This window comes from Mesorhizobium sp. LNJC405B00 (assembly GCF_000502615.1).
Classification (GTDB): Bacteria; Pseudomonadota; Alphaproteobacteria; order Rhizobiales; family Rhizobiaceae; genus Mesorhizobium.
Genome location: NZ_AYWC01000002.1, coordinates 162,490 through 179,690, shown reverse-complemented (window position 1 = coordinate 179,690; position 17,201 = coordinate 162,490). Strand labels below are relative to the sequence as shown.

Here is a 17,201-nt window from a genome sequence, read left to right as displayed (position 1 = left end):
GAGCGGGCAAGGTTCATAGGGTGTCTCGCCCTGCTCAGGCGAAGGCGATCTGTACCTTCATCGATTTGTTGCGGTCGCCGGCGATCTCGAAAGCCGCAACCGCCTCGTCCATTGGATAGATGCCGGTCAGCAGCGGCTTGACGTCGACGCGACGGTTGTTGATCAGATCGACGGCCAGCGCGAACTCGTCGTGGAAACGGAAGGAGCCGCGCATTTCGATCTCCTTGGCGACGATGAGATTCTGAGGCAGCGACATGTCGCCGCCTAGGCCGAGCTGCACGAGCACCCCGCGCGGCTTCAGCACATCGAGCCCGGCTCGCACCGCGCGCTCATTGCCGGAGCATTCGAACATGACGTCGAAACTGCCCTTCTCGACATTGTAGCCAGCGAGCTTGTCGGCATCTGTGGCGACATTGATGGTGCGGTCGGCGCCGATCTCGTTGGCCTTGGCCAGAACCGCGTCCATGACATCGGTGACGACGATCTCACGCGCGCCGTGGACACGTGCGGCAAGGATGCTGAGCGCACCGATCGGCCCGCAGCCGGTGACCAAGACCCGCTTGCCGAGCAGCGAGCCGGCGCGGTTGACGGCATGCAGCGTTACCGCGAACGGCTCGGCAAAGGCGGCTTCGTTGATCGAGACATGGTCGGCGATCTTGTGGCACTGCCAGGCCTCGGCGACGAGGCGCTGGCGGAAGGCCCCCTGTATGTGCGGCATCGGCATGGCGCTGCCGTAGAATCGCATGTCGAGGCATTGGTTCTGCACGCCCTGCAGGCAGTAGCGGCACGCATTGCAGGGCCGGCTGGGCGAAATCGCGACGCGGTCGCCGACCACGAGGCTGGAGACGCCGGCGCCAAGCGCCTTCACCGTGCCGGCGACCTCATGTCCGAGGATCATAGGCTCGCGCAGGCGCACCACGCCGAAGCCGCCATGATTGTAGTAGTGCAGGTCCGAGCCGCAGATGCCGCCGGCCTCGACCGATATTTCGACCTGTCCGGCGCCAGGCGCGCCCGAATCGGTCTCTTCGATGCGCAGGTCTTTTGCGGCGTGGATGACGATTGATTTCACGGCCGCGATCCTTTCTCAAACCGCTGGCACGGGCAAGTCCGATCTCCGAAATGTGTCGCGTTCGTTGGCCCATCAGGCAGAGGGGTGCCAAATTGACGCCGACCGGATATCATTTGCCATCCAACGAAGGCTCCGCCATGCACCTCACCTCGCTGCTGATCTTCGCCGCCGCTCTCTTCGTTGCCGCCGGCTCGCCCGGCCCATCGATCGCCGCACTGGTTGCCCGCGTCATCTCGAAGGGCTTTCGTGACGTGTTTCCGTTCCTGCTCGCCATGTGGATCGGCGAGGCCATCTGGCTGTCGCTGGCGGTGTTCGGGCTGGCGGTCGTGGCGCAGACCTTCCATTTCGCCTTCGTCGTCGTGAAATGGATCGGCGTCGCTTACCTCGCCTACCTCGCCTTCAAGATGTGGACCGCACCTGTCGACGCAAAAGAAGGCGAGATGCCGCGCGAGGATTCGCCGGCAAAACTGTTCTTTGCCGGCATGGCGGTGACGCTCGGCAATCCCAAGATCATGATGTTCTATCTGGCGCTGCTGCCGACGATCATCGACCTCGCTTCGGTGAGTGTCATCGGCTGGGTCGAACTGACGGCGACGATGGCGGTGGTTCTGATCGCCATCGATCTCGCCTGGGTCGTCGCGGCCTCACAGGCGCGCAAACTGCTGAAGAGCAAGCGCGCCATGAAGATCGCCAACCGCATCAGCGCCACGACGATGGCCGGCGCTGCCGGGGCCATCGCGGCGCGTTGACCTCTCCTACGAGGAGAAGGAAACTTTCACCTCGCCATGGCGTGGTATTCGTCGTTCGGCCGCATGTCGATGGCCGTCGCCACGCGGTTCGACATGTTGAAGAAGGCGGCGGTCGAGGCGATGTCCCAGATGTCGCGGTTGGTGAAGCCGGCGTTGCGCAGTGCTGCCCTGTCCGCCTCGACGATCTTTGCCGGCTCTTCCGTCAGCTTGACCGCGAATTCGAGCATCGCCGTCTGCTTCGGTGAAAGATTGGCAGCGCGGAAGTTCATCACCATCATCTCGCCGAGAGCCGGATCGCCGGAGAGCTGGCGCACCGCCGCGCCATGCGCGGTCAGGCAATAATAGCAATGGTTGATCGAGGAGACGACGACCGCGATCATCTCCCGCTCCAGCTTCGACAGGCCGGATTCACCCAGCATCAGATCATTGTAGGTGTCGGTAAAGGCGCGCAGCTTCTTCTCGTCGAAGGCATAGGCAAGAAGCACGTTGGGAACCAGGCCGAGCTTTTCCTCGCATTTGGCGAAATAGGCTTTTGTCGCCTCGCTCAGCTCCGCGATACCGAGGTCAAGTGCGCTGATTTTGCCGGACATGGGGTCTCCTCCTGGTTCACCGCCGCCTGACCGTCGAATTCCTGTAATTCTTATCGAGCCGTCAAACCTTTGTCGCCAAACAGCGGTCATCTGCTACCATAGTCGTAAAAGCATGTGACGGGAGGACAACATGGCGAGCGTGAAATCCGCAGCTAAGCCGAAGAAAACAGCCACTGCCGGGGTGAAACCCGACGGGAAGCCGGCCAGGCTCGCCGACTATTTGCTGGCCCGCGCGCCGGCCGAAGACATCGCCGCCTATGACGCCGCCGACCTGGAGCGCGCCTCCGACCTGGCAGGACGTGCGGTCGCCGCCCACAAAAAGGGCCAAAGTGTCGTCGCCGTCGATGCCGAGTCGGGCGTATCCCGCGAGGGCCGCCCGATGACGATCATCACCGTCGTCAACGACAACATGCCGTTCCTGTTCGATTCGATCCTCGGCGAGATCACAGAAACTGCCGGCGAACCGACTTTGGTCACCCATCCGGTCATCGTCGTGCGCCACGGCAAGGCCGGCGTCGACGAGATCCTCGGCGACGGCAGCGCCCTCAAGGACGATGGCAATCACGACCGGCTGAGCGTCGTCCATGTCCATATTCCGCGCCTGACGGCGGAGCAGGCCGACGCGCTGGCCGACCGCCTGCGCAAGATGCTCAACCAGGTGCGCGCCGCCGTCAGCGACTGGAAGCCGATGCTCGCCCGTCTCGACCAGGCGATTTCCGAATTCCGCTATTCCGCCGTGCCGCTCGACAAGAAGAGCGTTGCCGAGGCCATCGCCTTCCTTGAATGGCTGCGCGACGACAATTTCACTTTCCTTGGCATGCGCGAGTTCAAATATTCCGGCGGCACGGAGAGCGGCAATCTGGAGCGCGCCGACAAGCCCGGTCTCGGCATCCTCGCCGACCCGGATGTGCTGGTGCTCCGGCGCGGCACCGAGGCGGTGACGACGACGCCCGAAATCCGCGCCTTCCTGCATGGGCCGGAGCCGCTGATCGTTACCAAGGCCAACGCCAAGTCGCTGGTGCACCGCCGCATTTATCTCGATTATATCGGCGTCAAAACCTACACCGCCAAGGGCACGCTTGCCGGCGAGTTGCGCATGGTCGGCCTGTTCACCTCGACTGCCTACACGCGCTCGGTGATGAAAATCCCGTATCTGAGGTCAAAGGCCGAGACCATCATCGCCAAGTCCGGCTTCGACCGGCACGACCATTCCGGCAAGGCACTGATCAACGTTCTGGAGAGCTATCCGCGCGACGAACTGTTCCAGGTGCCGGTGCCGATCCTGAAGAAGCACGCCGCGGCCATTCTCGGCCTGGTCGAGCGGCCGCGGGTGCGGGCGCTGGTGCGCGCCGACCAGTTCGACCGCTTCGTCTCGATCCTCGTCTTCGTGCCGCGCGACCGCTATGACAGCGTCGTGCGCGAGAAGATCGGCACCTATCTCAAGACCGTCTTCGAGGGCCGTTTGTCGGCTTATTATCCGGCGTTTCCGGAGGGCGGGCTGGCGCGTGTGCATTTCATCATCGGCCGCTCGGGCGGCAAGACGCCGAAGGTCGAGCAGGCGGCGATCGAAGCGGCGATCCGCGATATCGTGCGAACCTGGGACGACGCGCTGGCCGAAGCCGCGGAAGCCGTCGGCGGCGATCCATCGCTGAAGGCGATCGCCGCGCGTCTGCCTGAGAGCTATCGCGATTCCTTCAGCGCGGCCATCGCGCTGAAGGATGCGGGGCGCATCGCCGGCATCAGCACCGCCAACCCGATCGCCATCGACTATTACCGCCATGCCGAGCAGAAACCGCATCAGGCAGCGCTGAAGATCTACCACCACGGCAGCCCGGTAGCGCTGTCGCGTCGCGTGCCGGTGCTGGAAAACATCGGCTTCCGCGTCATCAGCGAGCGCACCTTCGAGGTTGGCGAGGACGGCGGCGACACCGTCTTCGTCCACGACATGGAGTTGGAGAACAGCTACGGCAAGCCGATCGACCTCAGCGATGGCGGCGCGCTGTTCGAGGACGCGTTCCTGTCGGTCTGGCGCGGCGACATCGACAATGACAGCTATAACGGGCTTGCCCAGACCGCCGGCCTGTGGTCGGGCGAAGTCAGCATTCTGCGCGCCTATGGCCGCTACCTGCAGCAAGCCGGTATCCCGCAGAGCCAGGATTTCATCGCGGCCGCGCTCAACCGCTATCCCGACATTGCGCGCGGCCTGCATGCACTGTTCGTCGCTCGTCTCGGCCCGACCGCCGAGACGGAAGGCGTCATCGCCGCCAAGCACCTCAAGGCCAAGATCAAGGACGCGCTGGAGGAAGTCCCTAACATCGATGACGACACCATCATCCGCCGCTATCTCAACCTGATCGAAGCCTCGTTGCGCACCAATCATTTCGTTGCGGGAACGAAGGCGCGGGGCCAGTCACTGGCGATCAAGCTGGACTCGCAAGCGGTCGAAGGATTGCCGGCGCCGCGGCCGTGGCGCGAGATCTTCGTCTACGGTTCCGAGGTCGAAGGCGTGCATCTGCGCTTCGGCCCGGTTGCGCGCGGCGGCCTGCGCTGGTCGGACCGCGCCCAGGATTACCGCACCGAGGTGCTCGGCCTGGTCAAGGCGCAGCAGGTCAAGAACGCCGTCATCGTGCCGGTCGGCGCCAAGGGCGGCTTCTATCCGAAGAAGCTGCCGATGAGCGCCGGCCGCGACGCCATCTTCGAGGCCGGCACCTCGGCCTACAAGAATTTCGTTTCCAGCCTGCTGTCGATCACCGACAATATCGGCCTCGATGGCGTCATACCCCCAGCCGGCGTCGTCAGGCGCGATCCTGACGACCCCTACTTTGTCGTCGCCGCCGACAAGGGCACGGCAACCTTCTCCGACACCGCCAATGCCATTTCGGAGAAACACGGTTTCTGGCTCGACGATGCCTTCGCCAGCGGCGGCTCGGCCGGTTACGACCACAAGAAGATGGGCATCACCGCCAAAGGCGCCTGGGAAGCGGTCAAGCGGCATTTCCGCGAGATCAACCGCGACATCCAGGCCACCCCCTTCACCGTCGTCGGCGTCGGCGACATGTCGGGCGACGTGTTCGGCAACGGCATGCTGCTGTCGCCGCAGACCAGGCTGATCGCCGCCTTCGACCATCGCGACATCTTCATCGATCCCGATCCAGACAGAGTGGCGTCGATGGCCGAGCGCGAGCGCATGTTCGCGCTGCCGCGTTCGTCCTGGCAGGACTATGACAAGACCAAACTGTCGGAAGGCGGCGTCATCGTCTCGCGCAGCCAGAAGTCGATCACGCTGCCTGCGGCAGCGGCGGCGGCGATTGGCCTCGCCAAGATCACCGCGACCCCGGCCGAGATCATGACCGCTATCCTCAAGGCGAACGTCGACCTTCTGTGGTTCGGCGGCATCGGCACGTATTTACGGGCCTCGGGCGAAACCAATGCCGAAGTCGGCGACCGCGCCAACGACGCCATCCGCATCACCGCGCTCGATGTGCGGGCCAAAGTGATCGGTGAGGGCGCCAATCTCGGCGTCACGCAGCGTGCCCGCATCGAATTCGGCATGAATGGCGGTCGCTGCAACTCCGATGCCATCGACAATTCGGGCGGCGTCAACTGCTCCGACGTCGAGGTCAACATCAAGATCGCGCTGGCGTCCGCCATGCGCAAGGGATCGCTGACCCGGCCGGCGCGCAACAAGCTGCTGGCCGAGATGACCGACGAGGTCGCCGGCCTCGTGCTGTCCAACAATTACGAACAGACGCTGGCGCTTTCCATCGCCCGCAAGCGCGGCCTTGCCGACATCGCGCACCAGAGCCGGTTCATGGCGGCGCTGGAGGCTCGGGGCCTGCTCGACCGCGCTGTCGAGACGCTGCCGTCGCCGGCCGCCCTTGCCGAGCGCGAGGCGCGTGGCGAGCCGCTGACCCGGGCGGAGCTTGGCGTGCTGCTCGCCTATGCCAAGATCGTGCTGTTTTCCGACATCGTCGCCAGCGACGTGCCTGACGACGCGCATTTCGACCGCGATCTGATGGGCTATTTCCCTGACCGGATGGCGAAGAAATATGCGGCCGAGATCCATGGCCACCGGCTGCGCCGCGAAATCATCGCCCGCGTCGTCGCCAACGATCTCGTCAATCGCGGCGGACCGTCATTCGTCAACCGGCTGCAGGAAGCCACGGGGCGCAGCGCGGCCGACGTGGTGCGCACCTTCGCCGTGGTGCGCGACGGCTTCGCGTTGCCGGCGCTCTATCGGGAGATCGATGCGCTGGACAGCCACATCGACGGCCAGGCGCAGCTCGATCTCTACCAGTCCGTCAGCCGGCTTATCTTCGTGACCAGCGGCTGGTATCTTAAGAACGATGCCGGCACCGCAGCGCTCGGCCAGCGCATTGCCGAACTGCAAGAGGCGCGCATGGCGCTGGAGCCGAAGCTGCTCTCGCTGCTACCGGCCTTCTCGCGCGAGCGGGTCGAGGAGCGGCGGCACGGCCTCTTCAAGGCCGGCGCCCCGGAAAAGCTCGCCGGGCAGCTGGCAATGGCCGATGTGGCGGGACTGATCCCCGACATCGCACTGACGGCGCGGACGGCCAATGCCGACGTCGTCGCCTCGGCCAAGGCGTTCTTCGCCGTCAGCGATGCCTTCCGCATTCCGCGCGTCGAAGAGGCGGCGCGTTCTATCACGCCGTCGGACTATTACGACCAGCTGGCGCTGTCGCGCGCCACCGACACGATCGGCGCGGCGCGGCGCGGCATCGCGGTGGCGGCTCTCGCCGGCCATGCCGGGACGGCGGATCCTGTGGCGGCCTGGCTGGAAGCCGGCGGCGAGCGCGTGGCGCGCATTCGCGAGCGGCTGCAGGCGCTGACCGAAGGCGGGGATATCACCGTGTCCAGGCTGTCGGTGGCTTCGGGGTTGATGAGCGATCTGACGGGGATGTGAGGCTCGGGACTTTACCCTCCCCCTTGTGGGGAGGGTCGCTGCGAAGCAGCGGGGTGGGGGTGCGGCACCGACCCCACCCGGACCTTCGGTCCGACGTCCCCACAAGGGGGAGGTAGAGGCGCGGCGCCTTTCTTCGCGTCTCTATGCAGGTAGACAGCGGCGACATCCAGGTGAGGGGCAGCGCGAATCTTTGGCGGTTTGCATGAGCATTCGAAACATGCAGACATGGCGTCCGACAAGCGCGGTGTCCGGGGGAATCATCATGGCGGCGGTAGAAACAGTGCAGCGGGCATCCGGGCGCGGCATCTGGGGATGGATGTTCTTCGACTGGGCGGCGCAGCCGTTTTTCACCGTCGTCACCACCTTCATCTTCGGGCCTTATTTCGTCTCGCGCATGGCGAGCGATCCGGTCTCAGGCCAGGCGGCCTGGGGCTACGGCATCGCTGTTGCGGGCCTGGTCATTGCCGTGCTGTCTCCCATCCTCGGCTCGATTGCCGACCAGACCGGGCCGCGCAAGCCGTGGATTGCGTTCTTCGCCTCGATCAAGATCATCAGCCTTTGCCTGCTATGGTTCGCCGCTCCCGGCTCGAACCTTTTCCTGGTGGTGCTGTTCTTTTCTCTCGCTTCGGTCGCGGCGGAATTCTCGACCGTGTTCAACGATTCGATGATGCCGCGCCTGGTGCCGAAGAGCGAGATCGGCCACGTCTCCAACATTGCCTGGGGACTTGGTTATCTCGGCGGCATGATCGCGCTGATCTTTGTCGTCGCCTGTCTGGCGGGTTCGTCGGAGACCGGCAAGACGATCATCGGCATCGACCCGCTCTTTGGGCTCGACCCGAAACTCGGCGAGGACGCGCGCGCCACCGGGCCGCTGTCGGCTGGCTGGTATTTCCTGTTCATCCTGCCGATGTTCTTCTTCACGCCGGACGCCATCAAAGGCATTCCGATCGGGCCGGCGGTGCGCGAGGGGCTGTCGGAACTGAAGTCGACGCTGACTGAAGTGCGCCGGCGCAAAGGCATCTTCCGCTTCCTTGTCGCCCGCATGATTTATCAGGACGGCGTCAATGCGCTGCTCGCTTTGGGCGGCACCTTTGCGGCAGCGATGTTCCATTGGTCGATCACCGAGATCGGCATGTTCGGCATTATTCTCAACGTCGTCGCCATCGTCGGCTGCCTGGTTGCCGCATGGCTGGACACCGCGCTTGGCTCCAAGACCATCGTGATGATTTCGCTCGTCCTGCTCAGCATCGCCACCATCGGCATCGTTTCCACCGGGCCAGGCTACACGCTGTTCGGCGCCTGGATGATGCCGGGAGCCGATAGTGGCGGCCTGTTCGGCACGGCGGCGGAAAAGGCCTACATTTTCTATGGCCTGTTGATCGGGCTGGCGTTCGGACCGGTGCAGGCGTCGTCACGCTCCTACATGGCGCGCAGCGTGACCGCAGCCGAATCCGGCCGCTATTTCGGCATCTATGCGCTGGCCGGAAGGGCGACGAGTTTCCTGGCGCCGTTCATGGTGGCGTCGATCACGCTCGCCAGCGGCTCGGCGCGGCTGGGCATGGCGGCAATCGTGCTGTTCCTCGGCGTGGGGATCGCGATATTGATCTGGACGCCGTACCCGGCGGATCAGCCGGTGGAATAGCGCGGCTCTTCCTTCTCCCCTTGTGGGAGATGGTGTCGCCGCAGGCGACGGGTGAGCGGTGTTCCAGAAGACACCAACGTCTCACTCCGCTGAAACACCCCTCATCCGCCTCGGCGCCTAATGCCTAAAATGCCTCACGCCCGCAAACACCATGGCGATGCCATGTTCATCCGCGGCGGCGATGACGTCGTCGTCGCGCATCGAGCCGCCGGGCTGGATCACCGCCGTGGCGCCGGCTTCGATGGCTGAGATCAGCCCGTCGGCGAAAGGGAAGAAAGCGTCGGAGGCGACCACCGAGCCCTTGGTCAACGGCTCCGCGAGGCCAGCTGCTTCCGCCGCGTCGAGCGCCTTGCGGGCGGCGATGCGCGAGGAATCGACGCGGCTCATCTGGCCGGCGCCGATGCCAACCGTGGCGCCGTCCTTGGCGTAAACGATGGCGTTCGACTTGACGTGCTTGGCGATGCGGAAAGCGAATTTGAGGTCGGCCATCTCGGCCGCCGTCGGCGCGCGCCTGGTCACCACCTTGAGCTCGAGATCGTCGACCACCGCGTTGTCGCGGCCCTGGACGAGCATGCCGCCAGCGACGGATTTCACAGTGATGCCGCCGGCGTGCGGATCGGGCAGACCGCCGGTGACCAGCAGTCGCAAATTCTTTTTGGCGGCGATGATGCGGACAGCGTCCTCCGACGCGTCCGGCGCAATGATCACCTCGGTGAAGGTTTTTACGATCTCCTGAGCCGCTTCGGTATCGAGGATGCGGTTCATGGCAACGATACCGCCAAAGGCCGAAACCGGGTCGCAGGCCAGCGCTCTCGCATAGGCAGCAGCCAGCGAAGCGTCCTCGGCGACGCCGCACGGGTTGGCGTGCTTGATGATGGCAACGGCGGCGCAGCGGTTGGGATCGAACTCGCCGACCAGCTCGAAGGCGGCATCGGTGTCGTTGATGTTGTTGTAGGACAGCTGCTTGCCCTGCAACTGGCGAGCCGTGGCGACCCCGGGCCGCTTGTCGCCATTGACGTAGAAGCCGGCGCTCTGATGCGGGTTCTCGCCATAGCGCATGACGCTTTCCAGCCTGCCGCCGAAGGCGCGCCAGGTCGGGTGCTCGATCTCAAGCGTTTCGGCGAACCAGCCGGAGATCGCCGCATCGTAGCTGGCGGTGCGGGCAAAGGCCTTGGCCGCCAGCTTCTGGCGGAAATCCAGCGACAGCGAGCCGATGTTCATCTCCAGCGCGTTCAGCACCGAGGCGTAGTCGCCGGGATCGGTGACGATGGCGACATAGGCGTGATTCTTGGCCGAAGCGCGGATCATCGCCGGGCCGCCAATGTCGATGTTCTCGACAACAGCGGCATAGTCGGCGCCGGAACGGCGGACCTCCTCGAACGGGTAGAGATTGCAGACGAGCAGATCGATCGGCTCGATGCGGTGATCGTGCATCGCCTTGGCGTGTTCGGGATCGTCGCGCACGCCGAGCAGTGCGCCATGCACCGACGGGTGCAGCGTCTTGACGCGGCCGTCCATGATCTCGGGAAAGCCTGTCAGTTCCGAGACGTCACGCACCGCCAGCCCCGCCTCGGCGATCGCCTTTGCCGTACCTCCGGTCGAGACCAGCTCGACGCCGGCCGCGACCAGCCCTTTGGCGAAGTCGGTCAGGCCGGTCTTGTCGAAGACGGAAAGCAGGGCGCGGCGGACCGGAACGAGGTCGGGTGCCGGAATGTTCTTGGCGGCGACGGCCATGGGCTGGCGGCCTTTCAGGGCTGATTGGAGAGCGTTGCCGGGCCGTAGCACATGAGGTCAGGAAATCAAGCCGGAAGCTCGATCAAGCCGGCGCCGGCAACGACGCTCAGCTGTTCTCGGGATAGCCGGCGATGCCGGTGCGCGTGAGCTGCCAATGCACCTCGGCGATCTCCGAGGCCTTGAAGGCGAGCACGATCTGGCGGCTGCGGCGCGGGCCGCCAAGGCCGGCGAAATAGATCGATTCCTCGACCTCCGGCACCACTTCGGTGCAGGTGAACACCCAGGTGTCGGCCTGGTCGGCGGTCAGCACCAGGCGGTCATGCTCGTCCTGCAAAAGGTTGATATCAGGGTGGATGTGGAAGCGCACCACGACGAAGTCGCGGCCATTGTTGCGGATCGCCGCACCGCCCGGGCGGAGGAAGCGATCCCTGCCGGCGAGCACATTGCCCTCGCTCGACAGTTTCAGCTCGCGCTCATGCAGGAAGCCAAAGCGCTGCATATAGCCGTCATGGCGGGCGATGAAGCCTTGCGTGCCCTTCTGGTCGATGCGCTTGCAAGGCACATGCTGCGGGCCGCCGAGCAAGGGTGAGCCGAGCAGGTCGTTGACGCGCAGCGAATGGGAAAACCGCGCCGACGAGGTGTCGTTGATGGTGGCGGTCGAATGCGCCGCAGTGGCACGGGCCAGCGGCCGGAACTCGGCAGCGCCATAGGTGTCGATGCCGGCATTGACGATATAATGCTGGCGACCGGACGAGAGTTCGAAGGCCAGGCACCCGGCATGCGCGGCGTTGGACACATCGACGGCCGGCGACGGGCCGGTATCGGCAATCACCGTAACGCCGCCCATACACAGCCGCTCATAGCCGGAATGCGGCGCGTGCAGCAGCGGCGCGCCGGCGGTGTCGTCGTGGCGCAAGATGGTGGCAATGCGGTCGTGGATGGTCGCGCCCATGCCGTTGAAGCGGGCCAGGCTGCCATCCTGATGGCGGAAGAAACGGAGCGCCGGCAGCATGCGGTCGATGGCGCCCATCAGGGCTGCCGGTGGCGTTTCGGCCTGATTGGCATAGGTCTGACGCAGCGGCAGGAGATCGGCGAGCAGTTCGAGAACCGCCATCGGGTTGCGCGAAATATGGCCGCCGTCGGGAAGGATCTGGCGGTCGAGTTCTTCCGCCAGGTTGCGGGTGGCGCCGCGCAGTGCCGAGGCCGGCGCCGGCAGCGACAGCGCGGCGAAGGCAAGCGCGATGCGAGCGCGCAGCCTGTCCTTGCCGTCCGGCATTTCGCGCGCCATCGAGCGGAGATAGCGGATCTGCACGGCGAGCGATTTCAGGAAGGCGCGATAGAACGGAAATTCGGCCCCTTGTAGGACAACCGAGGAGTGTTGCAACCAGGCAATGACTCGCTTGGCGGTAGTGCCGGGCTCCCAGGCTATGCCGGAAATCTGGTTGCCATGCATGGCGATCCAGTCGGAGACAAGCGCGCGTGCATTGGCGGCGGCCAGCTCGGTGCCGGCGGCGCGCATATGGCGCAGCCAACGGAAACCGTGCAGCGTCTTCACCCAGCCGCGGTTGGCGACGTCGATCTGGAATGGTGACTTGCCGCCGGTCTCGACCAGATGTCCCGACAGCGGATAGCGGCCATAGTAGATCTCGAGCGCGATCTGCGGATCGNTGCCGCCGGTCTCGACCAGATGTCCCGACAGCGGATAGCGGCCATAGTAGATCTCGAGCGCGATCTGCGGATCGGCGAGCCTGAGGTCGGGCGGTGCAATCAGGACGCGTTCGGGCGTGCGCCCGGAATAGCGCCAGCGATAGACTGGCCCTGCGCGAAGGCGCCGGCGCGTCTTGCGCCAAAACTCCTTAGCGACAAGCGTCCACAGACGTGTCGTGCTGCCGGCAGCCAGTGCCAAAACCCCTCCTCGTCGCCTGGAGATAGAGCATGCTGTCGTCCGAAAACCGCGTCACACTTTTCGGCATCATGTTCCGGTACCCCAGCACAAGCTTATATGATTCAAGAACTTATGCGAAGTCGAATTCCGCCGACGTGAAGCGCCTCACGCTGCCGGCCACCGACCCACCCCGAAAAAAGTCAAGCGCTTCGCGGGTTTAAGCCCGGCAATCCTGCACTCACTTGCGGTTGTGGCGAGACCGAAATTCGCTGGGCGAACAGTTTTCGCGGTCGCGAAACAGACGGGAGAAATAGAAGGCGTCGTGGATGCCGACGGCGGCCGCAATGGACTCGATGGGCGAATCGGAGGCGGCCAGCATCTGTTTGGCGCGGTCGAGCCTCGTGCGCAGTTGGAAGGCCTTGGGCGACATGCCGGCTGCCCGCGCAAATCTGCGCCGCAAGGTTGCCGGCGACATCGAGAATTTCGCGGCGAAGGCATCGAGATCGACCGGGTCGCACGCGCAGCGGCGCAATTCGTCGACGATGGGCTGCATGTCGGCGGCATCCTGGAGGCTGGGGTTTCGTTGACGGTTGTTCCAATCCATTGCCTGGCGGGCGGCACGCACGACGATGCGATGCATCGTGGCGGCGGCTTCTGCCTGGCTCAGCATCGTATCGAGCGACAGCTCACCATGCAGCCTGTCGAACAGCCGCTGCATTTTGCCGAGGTCGCGCAAGGGGACGACAGGGGCGTCCTCGGCAATCAGCCGCAGCCGGGTGAAATCGCGTATCAAGGCCCCGTCGAAGAGCGCCCAGCGTTCGAGCCAGCCCGATGCGTCCGGCCCGTAGGAATGCATTCTCCCGGGAAGCAGCCAGAACAGGGCCGGCGCTTGGATCGTCTGCATGCCGGCAGTCCTGGTTTCAAGCCAGCCTTGACCGTTCTCAATCAGCACCACGGCGAATTCCGGCAATTTGCGCGCTTGGATCGCCTGAGTGACGCGATGCCGACCAATCCCTGTAACCGACAGGCCGCCGGCCGCGGCCGGTGCGGATCTGTAGAGTGCGTAAGAGAGATCGTTCATGAGCGAAAAGTCCATGGCTTCGTTCTGTCCATGGGCGAGTCTGCGAACAGTATGACATTTCCAGCTAAGGATGAAAAATCGCAGGTGGCTGAAATGTCAAGCTCAACAGGTGGCACGCAACGACAGAGTCCTGTTGCGTCAATCGATCTGAACGCCAACGGCAAGACATTATCGATGGCGCCGAACCGGTTGGGTCATCTCGTGCCAACCGACGCCGGGGTCGGCATCGATGCCATTCGCGGCATCCTTGCCGAGCAAGGCTATGTCTGGCTGAAAAGTATGCTGCCGCGCCGCGACGTCATCGATTTTCGCGGCTGGGTGTTTTCGTATCTGGCCGACACCGGCTTGCTGCAGCCCGGGTCCGATCCCGCGCTTGGCCTGGCGGCGGCCGCCGGCACGTTCGACCGTCAGCTCGCCGATCGCCGGTTGATGGCGCTGGTTCGCTCCACCGCCTATGAAGGGTTTTGCGCACAGCCCCGGATGGCGCGGCTGATGGATGGGTTTGTCGGCGGGCTGTCCTATTTGCACAAGCGCAAGATCATGCGCTTCACCCAACCGGGCACCGCCGTGGCGACGCCGGCGCATTACGATCTCGTCTATCTTCGCGGCGGCACCAGCCGCATCGTCACCGCCTGGATCCCGATCGGCGACGTTCCCGTCGACATGGGCGGCCTGGTCTATCTCGAGGGATCGCACGCCATCGGCCTCGACATGGAAGCCCGGTTCGCCAGGGACAATGCCGGGCTGAGCCCGCAGGAGCGCATCAGCGCCTACAACAGGAACATGAGCGAGGGCGGCTGGGTGTCGAAGGACCTGCCCGACATGGCGGAGCGGTTCGATACACGCTGGCTGATCGCGGATTCGAGGCCGGCGATGTCGTCCTCCACTCGCCCTATATGATCCACGCCTCGACGACCAACCAGAGTGCGGAGGGGCGTATCCGGCTCTCCACCGATATCCGCTACCAGAATGTGGATGATGAGATCGATGCAAGGTGGGGGAAGCACTGGAGTCTGAACGACATGCTTTAGGCATGTCGTCGCGTCGGAGTCAGGCCAGACGTCGCATGCGGGCTGCGAAGAAGCCGTCCAGGCCGGAAACCCCTGGCGAACCACTGTCAAGATCGGCGGGTGTGGTGCGCAGCGTGCCTTGCGGGGTCAGGAAAGCGTCGATGCCGGCGATTTCGCCGGGCTGCAGTGGATCGTCGGCGACGGTTTTGTTGCCGGCCAGAAAGACGCGATACAGATCCTCGCCTTCGATTGGGTCCAGCGAACAGTTGGAAAAAACAATCCGACCGCCCGGTTTGACCAAAGTGACGGCGCGGGCGAGCAGCTTTGCTTGCAGATCGGCTAGCTTTTCGACGTCGGCTGCCGTCTTGGTCCATGGCACGTCGGGGTGGCGCCGAACCGTGCCGGTGGAAGAGCAGGGCGCGTCGAGCAGGACGGCGTCGAAAAGCTCCGCCGGCTGGTATTTCAGCAGATCGGCCTGCACGATCTCGGCGGACAGCCCGAGCCGTTCGAGGTTCTGCGTCAGCCGCGCCAGCCGGTTCTTCGAGGTGTCCACGGCGGTGACTTTGGCGCCGGCAAGGATCAGCTGAGCGGTCTTGCCGCCGGGGGCGGCGCAGAGGTCGGCGACGCGTAATCCTTTGACATCGCCGAACAGCCGCGCCGGAAAACTGGCGGCGGCGTCCTGGACCCACCATGCGCCTTCGCTGAAGCCCGGCAGTTCGGTGACGGAGGCGTTGAGCTTTTCCACTCGCACCGTGCCGGTCGGCAGCACGATGCCGCCGAGCTTTTCGGCCCACAGTTCGGGATCGGCCTTGACCGTGAAATCGACCGGCGCCTCAACGCGATGCGCCGCCAGGATCTGTCTGGTCATCTCGGCGCCATAGGCGGCCTTCAGCCGGTCGGAGAACCATTTTGGCGCCTCGTCGGTGGCGGCAAGAGCTGCCGGCAGTTCGGTCTCCTTGGCCCGCACCAAAGTGCGCAGCACGCCGTTAACGAGGCCGGAAAAGCGCTGCGTGCGTGGGTCCGACTTGGCGTGGGTCACAGCCAAATCGACGGCGGCGCTGTCGGGGATGTCGAGGAACAGGATCTGCGCCGCCGCAACATGCAGGATGTGCGACAGCGCTGTGGCGTTGGGCGGCAGCGGCTTTTCAAGGCGGCGGGCGAGGAGCCCGGCAATGGTCATGCGGTAGCGCAGCGCGGTTACCAGTATGGCGCGCACCAGGCCGCGGTCGCGCAAGTCGAGCACCTTGTATTGCGGATGGCCGTTCTCGTGGTCCGTCAGCCCGTCGAGCGGCGTTTTGGCGTCGATAACGGCGGCCAGCAGCCGCGCCGCGGCCTTGCGCGCGGCGAGGCCGGCGACGAATTCGTCCGAGCTGTTTTCGCGATCGCCTGAATGTGCGGGCCGGGATCTGGCGCCGCTCACGACCACGGACCTTTGGGTCCGGTCGGATTGCGGCCCCACGGATTGGCTTTCGGCTTGGCCGGTTTGGTCGGCTGCGTGGGGCGTGCTGCCTTACCCCACGGACCTTGCTCGGCATCGGCCGGCAATTCTTCGATCGGCTCTGGCGTCGGCGCCTGGCGCGGCGCCGGCTGGCGGCCTGCCATGTCGCGCGCCATCGCCTGCAGCGCGGCGATGCGGTTGTCGGTGTTCGGGTGGGTCGAAAACAGGCTGTCCATTCGCTCGCCGTGAAGAGGATTAATGATGAAGAGATGCGCGGTCGCGGGATTGCGTTCGGCATCCGGGTTGCGGATGCGTTCGGCGCCGCGGGCGATCTTGTCAAGCGCTGATGCCAGCCAAAGCGGATTTCCAACGATTTCGGCGCCGCGCCGGTCGGCCTCGTATTCGCGGGTGCGGCTGACCGCCATCTGCACGATCATGGCGGCGAAGGGCGCGACCAGCATCGCCACCAGCACGCCGACAAAGCCGAACGGGTTGTTGTTGTCGCGGCTGCCGCCGAAGAAGAAGGCGAAATTGCCGAGCATCGAGATGGCGCCGGCGAGTGTCGCGACAATGGTCATGGTCAGCGTGTCTCGATGCTGGATGTGGGCCAGCTCATGCGCCATGACTGCCGCCACCTCCTCATGCGACAGGCGCTCCAGCAGCCCGGTCGAGGCCGCGACCGCGGCGTTCTCGGGATTGCGGCCGGTGGCGAAGGCGTTCGGCTGCGGATTGTCGATCAGATAGGTCTTGGGCATCGGCAGGCCGGCCTGCTGGGCCAACGCCTCGACGATGGCGTGGAATTCGGGCGCGTTCTTCGCGTTGACCTCGACGGCGCGGTTCATCGACAGCACCATCTTGTCGGCATTCCAGTAGCTGAACAGATTGGTGCCCGCGGCGACCAGGAAGGCGATCATCATGCCGCCGGTGCCGCCGATCAGAAAGCCGACGCCCATGAACAGCGCCGTCATCGCGGCCAGAAGCATGGTGGTGCGTAGCGTGCTCATCATCTGCTCCCTGTGCGGCCGTGGCAAAAAAAGGTCGATCGGGGTGAACTCATGGCTATATGATGGGAAACGCCGCCC

At 64.7% G+C, this 17,201-nt stretch carries 10 protein-coding genes and 1 pseudogene; 4 read left to right on the top strand and 7 right to left on the bottom strand.

The window, feature by feature from the left end; translation table 11 throughout:
* Nucleotides 1-34: 34 nt before the first annotated feature.
* A complete protein-coding gene (locus X756_RS160715; protein WP_023688852.1) occupies nucleotides 35-1,069 on the bottom strand; it encodes an L-idonate 5-dehydrogenase in 1,035 nt (344 codons plus the stop codon).
* A 137-nt stretch (nucleotides 1,070-1,206) separates the two neighbouring features.
* Between X756_RS160715 and X756_RS160720 the strand changes: the two genes are divergently transcribed.
* Nucleotides 1,207-1,818, top strand: a complete 612-nt coding sequence (locus X756_RS160720) for a LysE family translocator (RefSeq protein WP_023688853.1) — start codon at nucleotides 1,207-1,209, stop codon at nucleotides 1,816-1,818.
* A 26-nt stretch (nucleotides 1,819-1,844) separates the two neighbouring features.
* Here X756_RS160720 and X756_RS160725 read toward each other — a convergent pair whose 3' ends face one another.
* Nucleotides 1,845-2,408, bottom strand: coding sequence for a peroxidase-related enzyme (locus tag X756_RS160725; RefSeq protein WP_023728706.1), 564 nt, complete (start codon nucleotides 2,406-2,408; stop codon nucleotides 1,845-1,847).
* Nucleotides 2,409-2,538: 130 nt separating this feature from the next.
* Here X756_RS160725 and X756_RS160730 point away from each other — a divergent pair, with 130 nt between their 5' ends.
* Together X756_RS160730 and X756_RS160735 are read left to right on the top strand one after the other, a co-directional pair.
* The gene (locus tag X756_RS160730) at nucleotides 2,539-7,329 is read left to right on the top strand and encodes an NAD-glutamate dehydrogenase (protein ID WP_023728705.1); all 4,791 of its coding nucleotides are present in this window, start codon (nucleotides 2,539-2,541) and stop codon (nucleotides 7,327-7,329) included.
* A 262-nt stretch (nucleotides 7,330-7,591) separates the two neighbouring features.
* The gene (locus X756_RS160735) at nucleotides 7,592-8,971 is read left to right on the top strand and encodes an MFS transporter (protein ID WP_023728704.1); all 1,380 of its coding nucleotides are present in this window, start codon (nucleotides 7,592-7,594) and stop codon (nucleotides 8,969-8,971) included.
* A 117-nt stretch (nucleotides 8,972-9,088) separates the two neighbouring features.
* Here X756_RS160735 and purH read toward each other — a convergent pair whose 3' ends face one another.
* The 3 genes from purH to X756_RS160750 form a co-directional block, all read right to left on the bottom strand.
* Complete coding sequence (gene purH, locus X756_RS160740; protein ID WP_023728703.1) at nucleotides 9,089-10,705, bottom strand: bifunctional phosphoribosylaminoimidazolecarboxamide formyltransferase/IMP cyclohydrolase; 1,617 nt, start codon at nucleotides 10,703-10,705, stop codon at nucleotides 9,089-9,091.
* 106 nt (nucleotides 10,706-10,811) lie between these two features.
* On the bottom strand, nucleotides 10,812-12,611 hold the full coding sequence (locus X756_RS160745; protein ID WP_023728702.1) for a heparinase II/III family protein: 1,800 nt from the start codon (nucleotides 12,609-12,611) through the stop codon (nucleotides 10,812-10,814).
* Between the two features lie 217 nt (nucleotides 12,612-12,828).
* Nucleotides 12,829-13,671, bottom strand: coding sequence for an AraC family transcriptional regulator (locus X756_RS160750; RefSeq protein WP_023698251.1), 843 nt, complete (start codon nucleotides 13,669-13,671; stop codon nucleotides 12,829-12,831).
* Between the two features lie 93 nt (nucleotides 13,672-13,764).
* Here X756_RS160750 and X756_RS01000000165160 point away from each other — a divergent pair.
* Nucleotides 13,765-14,702, top strand: a pseudogene (locus X756_RS01000000165160) (phytanoyl-CoA dioxygenase family protein).
* A 19-nt stretch (nucleotides 14,703-14,721) separates the two neighbouring features.
* Here X756_RS01000000165160 and X756_RS160755 read toward each other — a convergent pair.
* Together X756_RS160755 and htpX are read right to left on the bottom strand one after the other, a co-directional pair.
* On the bottom strand, nucleotides 14,722-16,107 hold the full coding sequence (locus tag X756_RS160755) for an RsmB/NOP family class I SAM-dependent RNA methyltransferase (RefSeq protein ID WP_023712036.1): 1,386 nt from the start codon (nucleotides 16,105-16,107) through the stop codon (nucleotides 14,722-14,724).
* Nucleotides 16,098-17,123, bottom strand: a complete 1,026-nt coding sequence (gene htpX, locus X756_RS160760; RefSeq protein WP_023728700.1) for a zinc metalloprotease HtpX — start codon at nucleotides 17,121-17,123, stop codon at nucleotides 16,098-16,100. The genes X756_RS160755 and htpX overlap by 10 nt, the downstream gene beginning before the upstream one ends.
* Between the last annotated feature and the right edge of the window lie 78 nt (nucleotides 17,124-17,201).

What these genes read in the sequence shown, in the direction of transcription:
- X756_RS160730 (WP_023728705.1), top strand. Translation starts at nt 2,539, where the DNA reads ATGGCGAGCGTGAAATCCGCAGCTAAGCCGAAGAAAACAGCCACTGCC.
- purH (WP_023728703.1), bottom strand. Translation starts at nt 10,705, where the DNA reads ATGGCCGTCGCCGCCAAGAACATTCCGGCACCCGACCTCGTTCCGGTC.
- X756_RS160720 (WP_023688853.1), top strand. Translation starts at nt 1,207, where the DNA reads ATGCACCTCACCTCGCTGCTGATCTTCGCCGCCGCTCTCTTCGTTGCC.
- htpX (WP_023728700.1), bottom strand. Translation starts at nt 17,123, where the DNA reads ATGAGCACGCTACGCACCACCATGCTTCTGGCCGCGATGACGGCGCTG.
- X756_RS160750 (WP_023698251.1), bottom strand. Translation starts at nt 13,671, where the DNA reads ATGAACGATCTCTCTTACGCACTCTACAGATCCGCACCGGCCGCGGCC.
- X756_RS160725 (WP_023728706.1), bottom strand. Translation starts at nt 2,408, where the DNA reads ATGTCCGGCAAAATCAGCGCACTTGACCTCGGTATCGCGGAGCTGAGC.
- X756_RS160735 (WP_023728704.1), top strand. Translation starts at nt 7,592, where the DNA reads ATGGCGGCGGTAGAAACAGTGCAGCGGGCATCCGGGCGCGGCATCTGG.